Genomic DNA, 15,407 nt, shown 5'->3' on the forward strand with positions numbered 1-15,407 from the left:
AAACTTTTATAAAAGATGGTTGTCGTACAATTTAAATTGGAGAATAATTAATGTCAACATTTTTATTAGAAATTGGACTTGAAGAAATACCAGCTCATTTGGTAACTAGTTCAGAAATTCAGTTAATTGAAAGAACTAAGAAATTCTTATCAGAGCATCGCTTAACAGTAGGTGATATTAAACCATATTCAACCCCACGACGTTTGGCTGTTGTTCTGACAGATGTCGCTGAAACATCAGAAAGTTTGAGCGAAGAAAAGCGCGGGCCATCTGTTGACCGCGCACAAGACGAAAACGGTAATTGGACAAAAGCAGCATTAGGTTTTGCACGTGGTCAAGGTGCTAATCCTGAAGCATTTGAAATTAAAGATGGATATGTTTGGCTAACAAAACATACTGCTGGTGTAGCAGCGAATGAAATTTTAGCTAAAATTGGTGATGAAGTTGTCGCCCAAATGAAATTTTCAACTTATATGAAGTGGGCTAATCACAGCTTTTTGTATGTTCGACCTATTCGTTGGCTCGTAGCATTATTGGATAATGAGATTATCTCTTTCAATGTGTTGGATATTGCCACAGATCGTTTTACACGTGGTCATCGTTTCCTATCTTCAGAACATGTTGAAATCACTTCTGCGGATAATTATGTGACGACGTTGCAAAGTGCTAATGTTGTTGTTGATGCCACAGTGCGTAAAAATGAAATTCGATCACAGTTGAATACAATTGCTGAAGCTAATGGTTGGGTTCTGCAACTTGACACCGATGCGGCGCAAGATTTATTAGAAGAAGTTAATAATATTGTTGAGTGGCCGACAGCCTTCGCAGGCAGTTTCGATGAGAAATATTTGGAAATTCCAGATGAAGTTTTGATTACATCAATGCGTGAACATCAGCGTTTCTTCTTTGTGACGAACGAAAAAGGACAATTATTGCCGCACTTTTTGTCAATACGAAATGGTAATCGTGAACATTTAGACAATGTTATTGCGGGAAATGAAAAAGTGTTGGTGGCAAGGTTAGAAGATGCCGAATTCTTCTATCATGAAGATCAAACCAAATCAATTTCTGATTACATGACTAAAGTTAAAAAGTTAGTCTTCCATGAAAAAATTGGTACTGTGTATGAACACATGCAACGAACTGGTGCTTTGGCTTCAGCAATGGCGACTGCTTTGAAGTTTGATGCCACACAGCAGTCTGATTTGACCCGCGCATCAGAAATTTATAAATTTGATTTGATGACCGGCATGGTTGGTGAGTTTGATGAACTTCAAGGCATTATGGGCGAACATTATGCCAAGCTTTTTGGCGAAAATGATGCGGTTGCAACAGCCATTCGAGAACATTATATGCCAACTTCAGCCAATGGTGATGTTGCACAATCTGAAGTAGGCGCTTTGTTGGCCGTTGCAGATAAACTTGACAGCATTGTGACATTCTTTGCCGCTGGACTAATACCAAGTGGTTCTAATGATCCTTATGGCTTGCGACGTGCGGCTACCGGCATCGTGCGTACATTGGTGGATAAAAATTGGCATATTGATTTACAACCTTTGTTAGCCGACTTTGTGCAACAGCAAGGTGTGGTAGCTGAAACTGATTTGACGACGGTTGTCGATTTCATGTTGGATCGTGTTCGCAAATTGTCACTAGATGCTGGAATACGTCAAGATATTGTCACTGCTGGATTAGGCAATGTTGATAGAGCAGATATCGTATACATTAGTCAGCGAATTGAAGTCTTGTCCCAACATAGTAGTGATGCCGGCTTCCGAGATGTAATTGAGGCGTTGACTCGTGTGGATCGTTTAGCTGTAAAGCAAGTAACTAATGCGACGGTTGATCCTACTAAATTTGAAAATCAGTCTGAAAAAGACCTATATCAAGCAACGTTAACGCTTGATTTAAATACTTTGATGCATGATGGTGCAGAAAATCTCTACGTGGCTTTGGCAAAATTGCAACAACCAATCGCAGCTTATTTTGATGAAACAATGGTTAACGCTGAAGATGAATCTGTTAAAGATAATCGATATGCTCAGCTGAACGTTATACAACGACTCACCAACGGATTAGGAGATTTGACGCAAATCGTCATTAAGTAAATATATTTTGTTATGTGTTATAGTGAAGTATAAAATGACTGGAGGCTCATGATGATAAATATTGCTTTTGTAGGCTTCGGAAAAAGTACCAATCGCTACCATTTACCTTATTTAAAGTTACGACAAGATAAATTTAGGGTTACACGTGTCGTAACGCCAACGCTTGGAAAAAGGCCAACTGAACAAGCTGAACTTGAAGCAACTGGCACAATATTTACGACAGATATTGAAGACATTGTGACTGATGATAGTTTGGATTTAGTGGTTGTTGTGACACCATCACAAAGTCATTATCAAGTTACAAAACAGTTATTACAAGCAGGCAAAAACGTGTTAGTTGATAAGCCGATGGCTGCCAGTGTTGAGGAGGCAGAAGAACTTGTTAAACTGGCGGCGGAAAAAAATTTATTTTTAATGCCTTTTCAAAGTCGAAGATTTGACAGCGACTTTTTGACGGTACAGCAAGTAATTGCTAACGGTTACTTGGGGCGATTAACGGACCTAGAAGTTCACATGGATCACTATCGTCCTCTGGATGGTCAATTAGAAGGGCCTGCGATTGACGGCTCTCTATTTGGTCATGGTGTTCACTTAATTGACCAAGTTGTCAGTATGTTTGGGGCGCCACAAGCGGCTGTATACGATTTACGCGCAACACGTGTGCTTGAGAGTCATTTAGATGACCAAATTGAGGTCAATTTGTTTTATCCAGAAGCCTTTAAAGCAACTATTCAGACGACAGAGTTAGCTACGATTCAATATCCAAAGTGGCAACTACGAGGCACAAAAGGTACATTCATCAAATATACCGTTGATGAACAAGAAAATGACTTAAAGACGGGTATTATGCCTGGAAGTCCAAGATTTGGTAGTGACGCCCCACAAAATTTTGGTCACTTAGTGTATTATAATCAGAGTGGCGATCGCATTGATAAGTATATACCTAGCGTTCAGGGCGACTATGGCCGTATTTATGACACGGTCTATGAAACACTAGTTAATGGCAAACCAAAGTTAGTATCTGATGAAACAATGATTACTGTTATGAGGCTGCTATCTGGTGGTCTTCAGACTACTGGGCCACATATTTTAAAGTTTTAATATTGGAATGAAAAAGACTTAAGTAATTGGGTCTTTTTTTTATTAAAAATTGGCGCTTATTTCACTAAATATATCAAAGCTGAGTCGAAAGTAATTACGACCTTTATGGTAAAATTAAATAGACATAAAACTGAAAGAAAAATGCCAATTATGACAGAACTAGATTTAACACAATTAAAAGAACGACAAAAGCATATCCGTAATTTTTCGATTGTTGCACATATTGATCATGGTAAATCAACCATTGCGGATCGAATTTTAGAGCAAACGCACACGGTTGCAGAACGCGATATGCAAAATCAATTGTTAGATACAATGGATTTGGAACGTGAACGTGGCATTACGATTAAATTAAATGCCGTTGAAGTTCATTATGATGCAAACGACGGTGAAACTTATATTTTTCACTTGATTGATACACCAGGGCATGTTGATTTTTCCTACGAAGTTTCGCGTGCTTTGGCTGCTGCCGAAGGTGCAATTTTGGTAGTTGATGCTGCGCAAGGCGTTGAAGCACAAACGCTGGCCAATGTCTATTTAGCGCTTGAAAATGATTTAGAGATTCTACCGGTCATCAACAAAATTGATTTGCCCGCAGCTGATCCTGAAAAAGTACGACAAGAAATTGAAGACGTCATTGGTATTGATGCATCTGATGCGGTTTTAGCTTCAGCAAAGCAAGGCATTGGAATTCCAGAATTATTGGAAAAAATTGTGGCAGATTTGCCCGCACCAGAAGGTGAAATTGACGCACCGCTTCGGGCATTGATTTTTGATTCTGCGTATGACGCTTATCGTGGAGTGGTAGTGAACATGCGTGTTCGTGAGGGAATCGTTAAGCCCGGTGATAAAATTCGAATGATGAATACTGGGGCTGAATATGAAGTCACAGAGGTCGGTGTAATGTCGCCAAATGCGCAAAAGCGTGATTACCTGATGGCGGGTGATGTAGGTTATTTGACTGCAGCGATTAAAGATATTCATACGACACATTCAGGTGATACGATTACACTAGTTGATCATCCAGCCAGTGAGCCATTGGCAGGCTATAAGCCAATGACACCAATGGTCTATTCAGGGTTGTATCCTTCAGATAATGCTAAATATACTGATTTACGAGAGGCGCTGGAGAAACTTCAGCTTAACGATGCCGCGTTGACGTTTGAACCCGAAACTTCACAAGCACTGGGGTTTGGTTATCGTGTTGGTTTTCTTGGATTATTGCACATGGACGTGATTCAAGAGCGACTAGAGCGAGAATTTGGACTTGATCTGGTTACGACTGCACCATCAGTAACTTATAAAGTTACCACAACAGAAGGCGAAACAATTGCTATTGAAAATCCTTCTGAAATGCCAGAGGCATCAAAAATTAAAACGATTGAAGAACCGTATGTTCATGCTCAAATTATGGTACCCAATGACTATGTCGGTGCAGTAATGGAGTTGGCACAGCGAAAGCGTGGCGAATTTGACACGATGGAGTATTTGGATGAAACTCGTGTCAATGTCAAATACTATATGCCACTGTCTGAGATTATATTTAACTTTTTCGACAAACTAAAGTCAAGTACACGCGGATATGCTTCATTGGATTACGAGTTATCAGCATACCGCCAATCTGATTTGGTCAAAATTGATATTTTGTTAAATAGCGAGAAAGTTGATGCCTTGAGTTTCATAGTTCATCGTGATTTTGCGGCAGAGCGTGGGCGAATCATTACTTCAAAGTTAAAGGGGATTATTCCGCGTCAAAACTTTGAAATTCCTGTTCAAGCGGCGATTGGTGCTAAAATATTAGCGCGAACAAATATCAAGGCCTATCGTAAAGATGTTACTGCCAAAATTCACACTGGTGATCCAGACCGACGTGCTAAATTGCTCGATAAGCAAAAACGTGGTAAGGCACGAATGAAATCAGTTGGTACGGTAGATGTGCCACAAGAAGCCTTCATGGCCGTACTCAAAACGGAGGACGATGCCCAATATGCCAGAGGAAACTAAACAAAATCGTTCTCGTGTTGAGCGTAATTGGTCCACCAAAAAGCGCCAACTAATAAAACCAAATATCATTTTGGCATCGTTGTCGATTGTCGTGATGATTTTAGTTGTGAGTGGCGTGGTTGCTAGAATAGTTTTTGGTGTTGATGGTGTTTCACAAACGACACGGCAACAAGTAGTTAAAAAAGATGCCAAAACGGCTTTAGAATTTGGATTAACAGGTGATTCATCTACTAATAACAAGCAAAGTGTTGTTAATTTAACGACAAAAAAATGGCAAGCTGAAATTGCTAGCAGCATTCAAAAAGCATTACAATCAGATCAAAAAGTAGCTGATTCGGTTACTTTTTCTGGTACTAAATATCAAAAATCATCTGTTATGGCAGCCTTGTCACAACGTTATTTGGAAACGTTGCAACGTGATCGTGACTTCAAGATAACTACGGTGAAATTTGACAAATATCACAATGCCAAAGTGACCTATCAAGTAAAGCCGATTGACTTACCAGCAGGTCAAGCGTTGGTACAAAAGTATGTGGATGAACAAATTAAAAAGAATGAGTCAGCCGCTAGCAAGCTAACGCAGGAAGAACTGCGATTGGTTGAATATGCAATGGTTGCCAACAACTGGGATCGCGTCCTAAAGGATAAGCTGCCGACTTCATCAGACAAAATTGCTACGATCGAGTTGTTGTATCGTACAAAAAATTTCAAGCCAGAATATCAAATTACCAAAGACACTTTAAATAATATTTTGAATAGTGGGTTAGCTGAATGAATATATTAGACAAAATTAAAAGTATATGGGCGATTGGACGTCAACATAAAATGACGGCGATTGGTTTTGATCGCGCAAGAAATATTGATGACCCTCAGGCTTTCATATCTAAGCAAATCAAACAGCCCATCCCAAATGACTCAGAAATTTTGGTCAAAGTTTTAGCAACTTCTGTTAATCCAGTTGATACGAAAATGCGAGCTGGTTATAAAGCCGAAGGACAATTTCGAATTTTAGGTTTTGACGCAGTTGGTGAGGTGGTTAAGGTCGGTACGGAAGTATCAAGATTTGATGTTGGGGACCTTGTTTATTACGCTGGTTCACAAATGAAACAAGGATCAAACGCAGCCTACCAAGTTGTTGAAGCAGATTTGGTTGGACATGCACCTCATAATTTATCAATCGCTGAAATCAGTGCGATGCCGCTGACTTCTATCACAGCTTTTGAAATTTTACATGATGCTTTTGGCTACGATTTAGAAAAAGAGAGTATTTCTAATCGTTCAATTCTGATTATCAATGGTGCTGGTGGCGTTGGATCAATACTGATTCAATTAGCAAAGTACATTGGATTGACAGTCATTACAACAGCTTCAAGACCAGAATCAGTTGCGTGGGTAAAGTCGCTAGGGGCTGATTTTATCTTAGATTATCATCAGGATTTGGTTGAACAGTTACAACATATTCAGTATCCAAAAGTTGATCATGTTGCAATTTTGCAAAGTACAGATGCCTATTGGCCAACAGTCACACAAATCATTAAACCATTTGGCACAATAGCCTCAATTGTTGAAACAACAGCGCCAATTGATATGGGACCGTTAAAAAACATTGGTGCGCAATTTAGTTGGGTCTTCATGTTTGCCAAAGGTAACTATCATGTCGATATGTTATCCCAAGGTATGGCACTTGAAAAAATAGCCGTATTACTTGATAAGGGTGAACTCAAGACAACACTAACGAAGACTTATCAAGGCTTTACAGTAGAAAATATACGTGCTGCAACCCGAACCGTCGAGGAGGGTCGCACAATTGGAAAAGTTGTGGTAGTATACGATGACGAAAAATAATTGGCAAGCAGTCACAATTGCAACCCAAAATGAAGCAGTCGAATCTGTTGCAGATATTTTGAGGACTGTTGGTGCTGATGGTGTGCAAATCGTTGATGATCAAGTACCTGTCAAAGTTATTGCTTATTTTGAGAATAACGAGCAGTTGTCGGCGACCGTAACTAACATTCAGTCTCAGCTAAATGAATTACAACGTTATGGTATTGATGCAACACCGGGCAGTGTTACTGTTGCAGGTGTTGCACAATCGGAATGGGAAAATGAATGGAAAAACTATTACCACGCGACACGTATTACACGCCATTTGACAGTTGTGCCATCATGGGAAGCGTATCTGCCAAACCAGCGAGATGAATATCCGATTATCATGGATCCACAACTAGCTTTTGGTACGGGCACACATGAGACAACACGACTAATGCTTCAGGCATTAGAAACGGTCATTCGCGGTGGTGAAAGCATGATTGACGTGGGAACAGGGTCAGGTGTTTTAGCCGTAGCAGCCAAACAATTGGGCGTTGATACTGTTTTGGCTACTGATATTGATGAATCTGCAGTAGCAGTGGCACAAGCCAACTTGACATTAAATCCAGTAGCTAAAGATGTTACTGTTGTGGTGAGTGATTTACTTGGGTCTGTCGATAGTAATCTAAAAGTTAATCTAGTAGTGGCAAATATTTTGGCCGATGTTATTGAGAGACTGATACCACAAGTTACCAAACATTTGAAAAAAGATGGCTATTTTTTGGTTTCAGGTATCTATGATGATATAGCACCTCAAATAATTGACCAATTAGGTCGATCTCATTTTGTGATTAGCGAGCATATGATTATGGGTAAATGGCATGCATTCATTGCTAAAAGTCAATTAGAATAAAAAGTAATCATTACTATTTAATGTGTTATACTATTATTGTACGATTGAATTGATAGTACGATAATGAATTTTGGCACTCATAATTATTCTCCCGTGATAATCACATACTTTAACTTACAAACTAAGTAGGACATGAGTCAAAATCCAGCAAAGTGGCGCCAAACGGCGCTTTTTTGTTGCTTAATCAGGATGGCAGATTAGCCAGAATTTTGGTACAATAATTGTATTGGACCATTAGCTCAGTTGGTTAGAGCAGATGGCTCATAACCGTCCGGTCGTTGGTTCGAGTCCAACATGGTCCATTATGGGCAAGTGTCGTCACATACTTTGCCTTGCGTTTTTGTGTAAGTTGATTTTTTAGTTAATATGATTGCTGAACATGATACACATATTTTGAGGCAAATAGCACTAGCCATTCAAGACAATAAATTTTAAAGGGAATCATTAATGCAACGATATTTTCTAAAACATACTATCAATCATGAAATCATTAATTTAACCCGTGAAGATGCTGCATTTAATCATTTTGGTCGTGTTTTACGGGCACGTGTTGGTACAAAAGCGGAATTTGTGGATAGTAATCAACAACTTGTCATTGGTCAGGTGACTCAAATTGATGCGAACCAAATATCCATGGCGGTCATTGAGCATCTCAATCAAATTGTTGAGATACCGATTAACGTGACAGTCATTGTATCACCTTTAAAAAATGACCGTTCAGAATGGTTCGTTCAGAAAATTACTGAGTTAGGTGCCACACGAATTATTTTCACAGAAATGGCGCGCACTGTCGCCGATTGGCGCAAACAACAAGACAAAAAAATAGCTCGCTTGCAAAAAATTACGCAAGCAGCGGCTGAGCAGTCGCATCGTTTGATTATACCAGAAATTGATTTTTTGACTTGGAAAACAGCAATACATTTACCAAAAGACAAAGGTATAGTAGCTTGGGAAGAATCGGCAAAAGAGGGTGAAATATCTGCTTTTATTGACGCTGTCAATCATGTACCAAATAATGGTCATTTAGTCTTGGTCTTTGGACCAGAAGGTGGATTAACAGTAGATGAAATTCAAGAAATGACTCAGGTTGATTTTGTTTCTGCTGGATTAGGCCCACGGATACTGCGTGCTGAAACTGCACCACTCTACGCTTTGTCGGCTATTAGTGTCTTGCGTGAGTTGCAGTAATCGGGTATAATATAATAAAATAATGAGAACTTTTTAAGGCGGGTGCAACGATGATGGAAAAATTTATAAAATATTATGGCTATCAATGGCTCGCAGCATTTGCTTTGGGTATTTTATTACCATTTTTAGGCAGGATTACTAATATGAGTGGTCTGCACAAAGTGATATTTTTCTACATGTTATTAAACAGCATCTACACTTTGTATTTGGGTTATCAAGTTCGCAAACGCGGCTACTCACCACTTGTATTGCTTTTTTTACCAGTACTCTTTACAGTAATTTCAACATTGTTGCTTGACTTAGTATCACACGAGTATGGCTTCTACTTTGGATTGATGTATATTGTCCTTAGCTTATTTACTTTCTTTGGTGACACGCGAGACGATCCAGATGAAAATCAAATTCCTGTTGAAGCGGGATTCCACAATTTGTCTGACAGCGCCGAGGACGATATTCAATTACCGGTTGATGGCGGTTTTAAATCTTAATTGGCCGAGAGATTGTTTCATATTGATATTTAGAAAAAGCGCGATAATTAGCGCTTTTTCTGTTACACTAATATAAGGTAATTTGGTAAAATCACGCGGTATGATGATGTGATTTGGCAAGTTTTTAAATTGGAGGATCTTAACGTGATTACAGTCGCAAATATGAGTTTTAGTTTTTCAGGACCAAAATTATATCAAGACGTCAACTTAAAGTTGACGCCCGGCAATACATACGGCATTATCGGTGCTAATGGTGCTGGTAAATCTACTTTTTTGAAGTTGCTTCAAGGTGAATTACAGCCCACAGAAGGAACGATCACAATTGGTGATGGCGAAAGAATGTCTTCTTTACAGCAGGATCACTTTGCTTTTGATGAATTTACAGTATTAGACACTGTGATTCAAGGTCACGAAAGACTCTATCAAATTAAAACTGAGATGGACGCTATTTATGCGAAACCAGATTTTAACGATGAAGATGGTGTTCGAGTGGCTGATTTAGGTGCAGAATTTGAAGAACTAGATGGCTGGAATGCTGAAGTAGAAGCTGGGCAATTACTTAGTAAATTAGGCATTGGCGATGACATGCAGTACACGCTAATGGGTGAACTTACAGAAAATGATAAGGTCAAGGTATTATTGGCTCAGGCACTGTTTGGTAATCCAGATATCTTAGTCTTGGATGAACCAACTAACGGACTAGATGTCCAAACAATTAATTGGTTAGAGGATTTTTTGGCTGATTTTCCTAACTTGGTCATCGTTGTGTCCCATGATCGCCATTTTTTGAACGCGGTCTCAACGAATATTTTGGATGTTGATTTTGGTAAGATTACGCCATTTGTCGGAAACTATGATTTTTGGCGCGAGTCTTCTGAATTGGCGCAACGTTTAGCTTCACAACAGAATGCCAAAAAAGAAGAACAAATTAAACAGTTGCAAGAATTCGTAGCACGCTTTTCTGCGAATGCTTCAAAGTCTAAGCAGGCGACGGCTCGAAAGAAGCAACTGGATAAGATAACGCTGGATGATATCAAGCCCTCATCACGAAAATATCCCTTTATCAACTTCCCATTAAATCGCGAGTTGGGTAATGATATGGTTCGTGTTGAAAATGTTTCCAAAACAATTGATGGCGAAAAAGTCTTAGATAATATTTCCTTTATTGGTCGCCCGGGAGATAAGATTGCCATTTTGTCCCGTTCGGATTTAGCAACTACCACTTTGATGCAAATTATTGCGGGAACCTTAGAACCTGATGAAGGGACTGTCACTTGGGGTGTTACTACGTCTCAGTCCTATATTGCGAAAGATTTGAATGATAATTTTGAAAATCAAGATTTAACTATTTTAGACTGGCTACGTGATTTTGCAGAAGAAGAACAAAAAGATAATACAAGTCTACGTGGCATGTTAGGTCAGATGTTGTTCCGGGGAGATGACTCACTAAAGCAAATTAATGTTTTGTCTGGTGGTGAGAAGGTTCGCATTGTGTTAGCCAAAATGATGCTACTTAAAGCAAACGTTTTGCTGATGGACGATCCGACAAATCATTTGGATTTGGAATCAATTCAGTCACTCAACGATGCGGTCGTTGCATTCAAAGGTTCAATCATTATGACATCGCACGATCATGAGTTTTTGGCAACAACTGCTAACCATGTGATTGAAGTATCCGCAAAAGGTGCTGTTGATCGTGTTGACACAACGTATGATGAATTTATTAACAATGAAAGCATTCAAGACAAAGTCAAAGCCTTGTACTAAGGTCTCTCTGTTGCAGAATAATTGTTAAAACGAATATAGTCATTAAAATTGTAATCGAGGTAATTTAAAGTGAATATTGGAATCGACAAAATTGCTTTTTATACACCAGAATATGTGTTAGATTTAGTAACATTGGCGAAAGCAAGAGGTGACGAACCGGATAAATATACAATTGGCATTGGCCAAGATGAGCAGGCTGTCATACCTAATTATGAAGATGTCGTCACGATGGGGGCTAATGCGGCGCGACAAATCGTTAACGATCAAGAAAGGCAAACCATTGATATGGTGGTTTTTGCCACAGAATCAGGTATTGATAATTCAAAGTCGAGTGCGATTTATGTTCAAAAATTATTACAACTATCTGAGTTTGTCAGAACGATTGAACTTAAGCAGGCTTGTTATGCTGGAACGTATGGTTTGATGCAGGCGCGTGATTATGTTGCTGCTCATCCGGATAAAAGAGTCCTCGTTATTGCCTCAGACATTGCCCGCTATGGGTTGGCGACGGCTGGAGAAGTCACGCAGGGAGCAGGCGCTGTGGCAATGATTGTTGCTACTAATCCGCGTATTACAATAATTAACGATGATTCTGTCTACATGAGTCGTGAAGTAGCAGATTTTTGGCGACCTGTTGATCGTACTGAAGCACTTGTTGATGGTCATCTTTCTACTGAAGTATATAAAGAAATGTTTTTGACGCTTTGGCAACGTTATAAAAATCAGACAACGCATGTTTTGAATGACTTTGCTGGATTTGCGTTTCATTTGCCTTACACTAAAATGGGGAAAAAAGCTTTAGATCAAATTATGTCTGAAGCTGATGAATCGCACCAGAAACGTTTGGTTACTAACTTAATTGCGAGTCAACAGTTTAGCCGTCATGTTGGCAATTTGTATACTGGTTCAGTTTATCTTAGTTTTTTGTCATTGCTTAGTCATTCAAAAGATTTGAATCCAGGTGAAAAAATTGCTATTTTCAGTTATGGTTCTGGTGCAGAAGCAGAGCTCTATTCAATGACACTTCAACCAGATTTTAGGTCATCAATACCTGCTGAATCGGTTGAAAAACAGTTGTCTGAAAGACAACATGTGTCTGTGGAACAATATGAAAAAATATTCCAATCGCAGCTATTAGATTCTCATGTGAATGTTATAATACCGACTTCCCAAAAGCATCAATTTCAATTTTTGGGCTGGCAAGATGGCGAACGTCAGTATCGTTAAAAACGTGTTTAAAAACACGTTTTTTTGTTAAAAGAATTACTAGTCGAATAACCAGCTATCTGGTAGACTAGTATTATTAACAAAATTGGAGCAAAAAAATGGCAAAAACAATCTACTTGGCGAGTCCTTTTTTCGATAAAGAGCAAGTTGACCGTGTGGCAAGAGCGGAATCTGCTTTGAAAAAAAATGCAACAGCCTCATCTGTATTTTCACCTCGTGAACATCAGCATGAAGAATTTGAAATGTTTTCTCCCGAATGGCGAATCGCGACTTATAATGGTGACGTTGATGCCATTAACAATGCAGATGTTATGGTAGCAGTGATTGACTATGTTGGGCAGGAGGTAGACCCTGGAACAGCATGGGAATTCGGATATGCGGTTGCAAACAAGATACCAGTAATTGTCGTTAAGGAAAAAGAAGGGGCCGTTAATTTGATGATGGGTATCCCGTTGACTGCCTACTTAACAAGCGTAGAAGACTTAGCCACTTACGATTTTGATGCCTTAGCTGAGATACCTTTTAGTGGCGAAATCTTTTAGGTTTAATCTTTAAACTAGGAAGCTAGATGAAAGCATTAGTTATCCGACAGCCATACGCTTCACAAATTATGGTTGGTTCCAAAAAAATAGAATATCGCTCTTGGCATCCCGGAAGTGTTACAGATTTTTTAGTTGTTTCATCGGCGAAATCACAACAAGGTGTTTTTGACTTATTGCTACCGAAACGTACAGCGTTAGCAACGGCACATATTGACCGAGTTGTTCGTGAAGAAGATGGTTATGCTTGGCATTTGACAGTGACGTCTTGGGTTCAGCCATTTTTGGTTAAAGGCAAATTAGGATGGTTGACAATTGATGATAGTTTGATTCACCAAGATACCAATGTGATAGCTGATTTGGCATCCTATCGATGTGATAAAATCGTATCAAGTCGGATTGCACCATTTGAGAAACAACTATCTGCGATTGCCTTGTCACAGGTGCCAAAAACTTATGCTAAAGTTTTGGCGGATTCAGGATTAGATGAGCTTTATAAGGTATGGCAATCTCGCCATCAACATCGTTATTAAAATAATTACATGAAATGGAGAATTATTATGAGTAAAGCGGTTGTAACAGTTGTGGGACAAGACAAGCCAGGTATTATTGCAGCTGTGGCTGGCAATTTATCAAAACATCATATTAATATTTTAGATGTTTCACAAACTATCATGCAAAATATTTTTACCATGAGTATGTTAGTCAATTTAGAAACACTAGATGAACAGTTTAACGCATTACAAGATGAGCTAAATCAGTTGGGTGCTGAATTGGGTGTAACAATTCATACGCAACGTGAAGAAATATTTGAGACAATGTCACGTGTTTCAACGCAAGATCAACTCTTCTGAGTACGATAATTACATCTATCTCAGCACAGTTTACTGGAGACAAAATGGAAACAAAGCAAATACTTGAAACAATTCAGATGGTTGAAGAAGAACATCTTGATATTCGTACTATCACGATGGGAATTTCTTTACTAGATACTGTGGCGGGTGATCCGAAAACTACCGCCCAAAATATTTATAATAAAATTACAACTTATGCTAAAGATTTGGTTTCGGTAGCTGAACAAATTGAACGTGAATTTGGCATACCCATCACTAATAAACGAATCAGTGTGACACCAATTGCCTTAATTGCTGGGCACGCAACGCCTGATGAGATGCTGTACTACGCTCATGCTATGGATGATGCGGCCAAAACTGTTGGTGTTGATTTCATTGGGGGATATTCGGCATTAGTTCAAAAAGGATTTGCTAATGGTGACTTGGCTTTGATTCAGTCAATGCCACGCGCATTAACTGAAACCGATCTGGTTATGTCAAGTGTTAACATTGGATCGACCAAAGCAGGTATCAACTTGGATGCCATCAAATTAATGGGTGAAACAGTGATGGCAATTGCTGAAAAATCTGATACTGCTAATGCTAAGTTAGTTATTTTTGCTAACGCGGTTGAGGATAATCCATTTATGGCTGGTGCTTTTCACGGTGTCAGTGAGCCAGATGTTGTCATTAACGTGGGTGTTTCAGGGCCGGGTGTTGTCAAACGTGCCATTGAAAAAGTTAAGGGTGAGTCGATTCAAGTTGTTGCTGAAACTGTCAAACAGACCGCGTTTAAAATCACACGTGTTGGTCAAATGGTTGGTTCTTTGGCGGCACAACGTCTTGGTGTTGAGTTTGGAATTGTTGATCTTAGTCTAGCACCAACGCCAGCACGTGGTGATTCAGTGGCAGAAGTTCTGGAAGAAATTGGTCTCGAGCAAGTCGGTGCGCATGGTACCACAGCGGCATTGATGCTACTAAATGATGCTGTCAAAAAAGGCGGTGTTATGGCCTCACAGCGCGTTGGTGGTTTATCGGGTGCCTTTATTCCTGTGTCTGAAGATGCTGGTATGATTGATGCTGCGAAAGCTGGGGTATTATCTTTGGCCAAACTTGAAGCCATGACTTCGGTTTGTTCTGTTGGTTTGGATATGATTGCTATTCCCGGAGACACGCCAGCTACAACGATTAGTGCGATGATTGCTGATGAAGCAGCAATTGGCGTACAAAATAACAAAACAACGGCCGTTCGAATTTTGCCAACAATTGGGAAATACGTCGGGGACATGGTCGATTATGGTGGCCTTTTAGGAACTGCACCAGTTATGCCAGTTGTTGAAAAATCAAGTGCTGATTTTATTAATCGTGGTGGGCACATTCCCGCGCCAATTCATTCCTTTAAAAATTAAAAAGATGAGAACCGTCATTGG

General features: G+C 39.4%; 14 protein-coding genes and 1 tRNA gene. All 15 read left to right on the forward strand.

The window, feature by feature from the left end:
* Window positions 1-50: 50 nt before the first annotated feature.
* The 15 genes from glyS (at window position 51) to ACI3ES_RS04160 (ending at window position 15,386) form a co-directional block, all read left to right on the forward strand.
* Window positions 51-2,108: a glycine--tRNA ligase subunit beta gene (gene glyS, locus ACI3ES_RS04090; RefSeq protein WP_114666631.1), complete on the forward strand. Its 2,058-nt coding sequence runs from the start codon at window positions 51-53 to the stop codon at window positions 2,106-2,108.
* 51 nt (window positions 2,109-2,159) lie between these two features.
* On the forward strand, window positions 2,160-3,209 hold the full coding sequence (locus ACI3ES_RS04095; protein WP_114666632.1) for a Gfo/Idh/MocA family oxidoreductase: 1,050 nt from the start codon (window positions 2,160-2,162) through the stop codon (window positions 3,207-3,209).
* Between the two features lie 150 nt (window positions 3,210-3,359).
* Entirely contained in the window at window positions 3,360-5,213 is a 1,854-nt protein-coding gene (gene lepA / locus ACI3ES_RS04100) for a translation elongation factor 4 (RefSeq protein ID WP_036066685.1), read from the forward strand.
* Window positions 5,197-5,988: a GTP-binding protein gene (locus ACI3ES_RS04105; protein WP_114666633.1), complete on the forward strand. Its 792-nt coding sequence runs from the start codon at window positions 5,197-5,199 to the stop codon at window positions 5,986-5,988. Before lepA ends, ACI3ES_RS04105 begins: the two co-directional genes overlap by 17 nt.
* Window positions 5,985-7,058 (forward strand): zinc-binding alcohol dehydrogenase family protein, encoded by a 1,074-nt coding sequence (locus ACI3ES_RS04110; protein ID WP_114666634.1) that lies wholly within the window; start codon window positions 5,985-5,987, stop codon window positions 7,056-7,058. Before ACI3ES_RS04105 ends, ACI3ES_RS04110 begins: the two co-directional genes overlap by 4 nt.
* Window positions 7,045-7,935, forward strand: a complete 891-nt coding sequence (gene prmA, locus ACI3ES_RS04115; protein WP_114666635.1) for a 50S ribosomal protein L11 methyltransferase — start codon at window positions 7,045-7,047, stop codon at window positions 7,933-7,935. Before ACI3ES_RS04110 ends, prmA begins: the two co-directional genes overlap by 14 nt.
* A gap of 228 nt (window positions 7,936-8,163) precedes the next feature.
* Window positions 8,164-8,237 (forward strand) — tRNA-Ile (locus tag ACI3ES_RS04120).
* A gap of 145 nt (window positions 8,238-8,382) precedes the next feature.
* Window positions 8,383-9,123 carry a 16S rRNA (uracil(1498)-N(3))-methyltransferase gene (locus ACI3ES_RS04125; RefSeq protein WP_114666636.1) on the forward strand — a complete coding sequence of 247 codons (741 nt, stop codon included), beginning with the start codon at window positions 8,383-8,385 and terminating at the stop codon, window positions 9,121-9,123.
* Window positions 9,124-9,173: 50 nt separating this feature from the next.
* Window positions 9,174-9,611 carry a hypothetical protein gene (locus ACI3ES_RS04130; RefSeq protein WP_114666637.1) on the forward strand — a complete coding sequence of 146 codons (438 nt, stop codon included), beginning with the start codon at window positions 9,174-9,176 and terminating at the stop codon, window positions 9,609-9,611.
* A gap of 144 nt (window positions 9,612-9,755) precedes the next feature.
* The gene (locus ACI3ES_RS04135; protein ID WP_114666638.1) at window positions 9,756-11,378 is read left to right on the forward strand and encodes an ABC-F family ATP-binding cassette domain-containing protein; all 1,623 of its coding nucleotides are present in this window, start codon (window positions 9,756-9,758) and stop codon (window positions 11,376-11,378) included.
* A 69-nt stretch (window positions 11,379-11,447) separates the two neighbouring features.
* Window positions 11,448-12,605, forward strand: a complete 1,158-nt coding sequence (locus tag ACI3ES_RS04140) for a hydroxymethylglutaryl-CoA synthase (RefSeq protein WP_004912240.1) — start codon at window positions 11,448-11,450, stop codon at window positions 12,603-12,605.
* 98 nt (window positions 12,606-12,703) lie between these two features.
* Window positions 12,704-13,147, forward strand: a complete 444-nt coding sequence (locus ACI3ES_RS04145; protein WP_004912238.1) for a nucleoside 2-deoxyribosyltransferase — start codon at window positions 12,704-12,706, stop codon at window positions 13,145-13,147.
* A gap of 26 nt (window positions 13,148-13,173) precedes the next feature.
* Window positions 13,174-13,677 carry an ASCH domain-containing protein gene (locus tag ACI3ES_RS04150; RefSeq protein ID WP_114666640.1) on the forward strand — a complete coding sequence of 168 codons (504 nt, stop codon included), beginning with the start codon at window positions 13,174-13,176 and terminating at the stop codon, window positions 13,675-13,677.
* A 27-nt stretch (window positions 13,678-13,704) separates the two neighbouring features.
* On the forward strand, window positions 13,705-13,998 hold the full coding sequence (locus tag ACI3ES_RS04155; RefSeq protein WP_004912231.1) for an ACT domain-containing protein: 294 nt from the start codon (window positions 13,705-13,707) through the stop codon (window positions 13,996-13,998).
* Between the two features lie 44 nt (window positions 13,999-14,042).
* Window positions 14,043-15,386 carry a PFL family protein gene (locus ACI3ES_RS04160; protein ID WP_114666641.1) on the forward strand — a complete coding sequence of 448 codons (1,344 nt, stop codon included), beginning with the start codon at window positions 14,043-14,045 and terminating at the stop codon, window positions 15,384-15,386.
* Window positions 15,387-15,407: the final 21 nt, after the last annotated feature.

It is taken from the genome of Leuconostoc falkenbergense, from assembly GCF_045801155.1.
Classification (GTDB): Bacteria; Bacillota; Bacilli; order Lactobacillales; family Lactobacillaceae; genus Leuconostoc; species Leuconostoc falkenbergense.

Bases quoted from the DNA above. Each gene is read 5' to 3' on its own strand.
- glyS (WP_114666631.1), top strand. From the start codon at position 51: ATGTCAACATTTTTATTAGAAATTGGACTTGAAGAAATACCAGCTCAT.
- ACI3ES_RS04095 (WP_114666632.1), top strand. From the start codon at position 2,160: ATGATAAATATTGCTTTTGTAGGCTTCGGAAAAAGTACCAATCGCTAC.
- lepA (WP_036066685.1), top strand. From the start codon at position 3,360: ATGACAGAACTAGATTTAACACAATTAAAAGAACGACAAAAGCATATC.
- ACI3ES_RS04105 (WP_114666633.1), top strand. From the start codon at position 5,197: ATGCCAGAGGAAACTAAACAAAATCGTTCTCGTGTTGAGCGTAATTGG.
- ACI3ES_RS04110 (WP_114666634.1), top strand. From the start codon at position 5,985: ATGAATATATTAGACAAAATTAAAAGTATATGGGCGATTGGACGTCAA.
- prmA (WP_114666635.1), top strand. From the start codon at position 7,045: ATGACGAAAAATAATTGGCAAGCAGTCACAATTGCAACCCAAAATGAA.
- ACI3ES_RS04125 (WP_114666636.1), top strand. From the start codon at position 8,383: ATGCAACGATATTTTCTAAAACATACTATCAATCATGAAATCATTAAT.
- ACI3ES_RS04130 (WP_114666637.1), top strand. From the start codon at position 9,174: ATGATGGAAAAATTTATAAAATATTATGGCTATCAATGGCTCGCAGCA.
- ACI3ES_RS04145 (WP_004912238.1), top strand. From the start codon at position 12,704: ATGGCAAAAACAATCTACTTGGCGAGTCCTTTTTTCGATAAAGAGCAA.
- ACI3ES_RS04150 (WP_114666640.1), top strand. From the start codon at position 13,174: ATGAAAGCATTAGTTATCCGACAGCCATACGCTTCACAAATTATGGTT.
- ACI3ES_RS04155 (WP_004912231.1), top strand. From the start codon at position 13,705: ATGAGTAAAGCGGTTGTAACAGTTGTGGGACAAGACAAGCCAGGTATT.
- ACI3ES_RS04160 (WP_114666641.1), top strand. From the start codon at position 14,043: ATGGAAACAAAGCAAATACTTGAAACAATTCAGATGGTTGAAGAAGAA.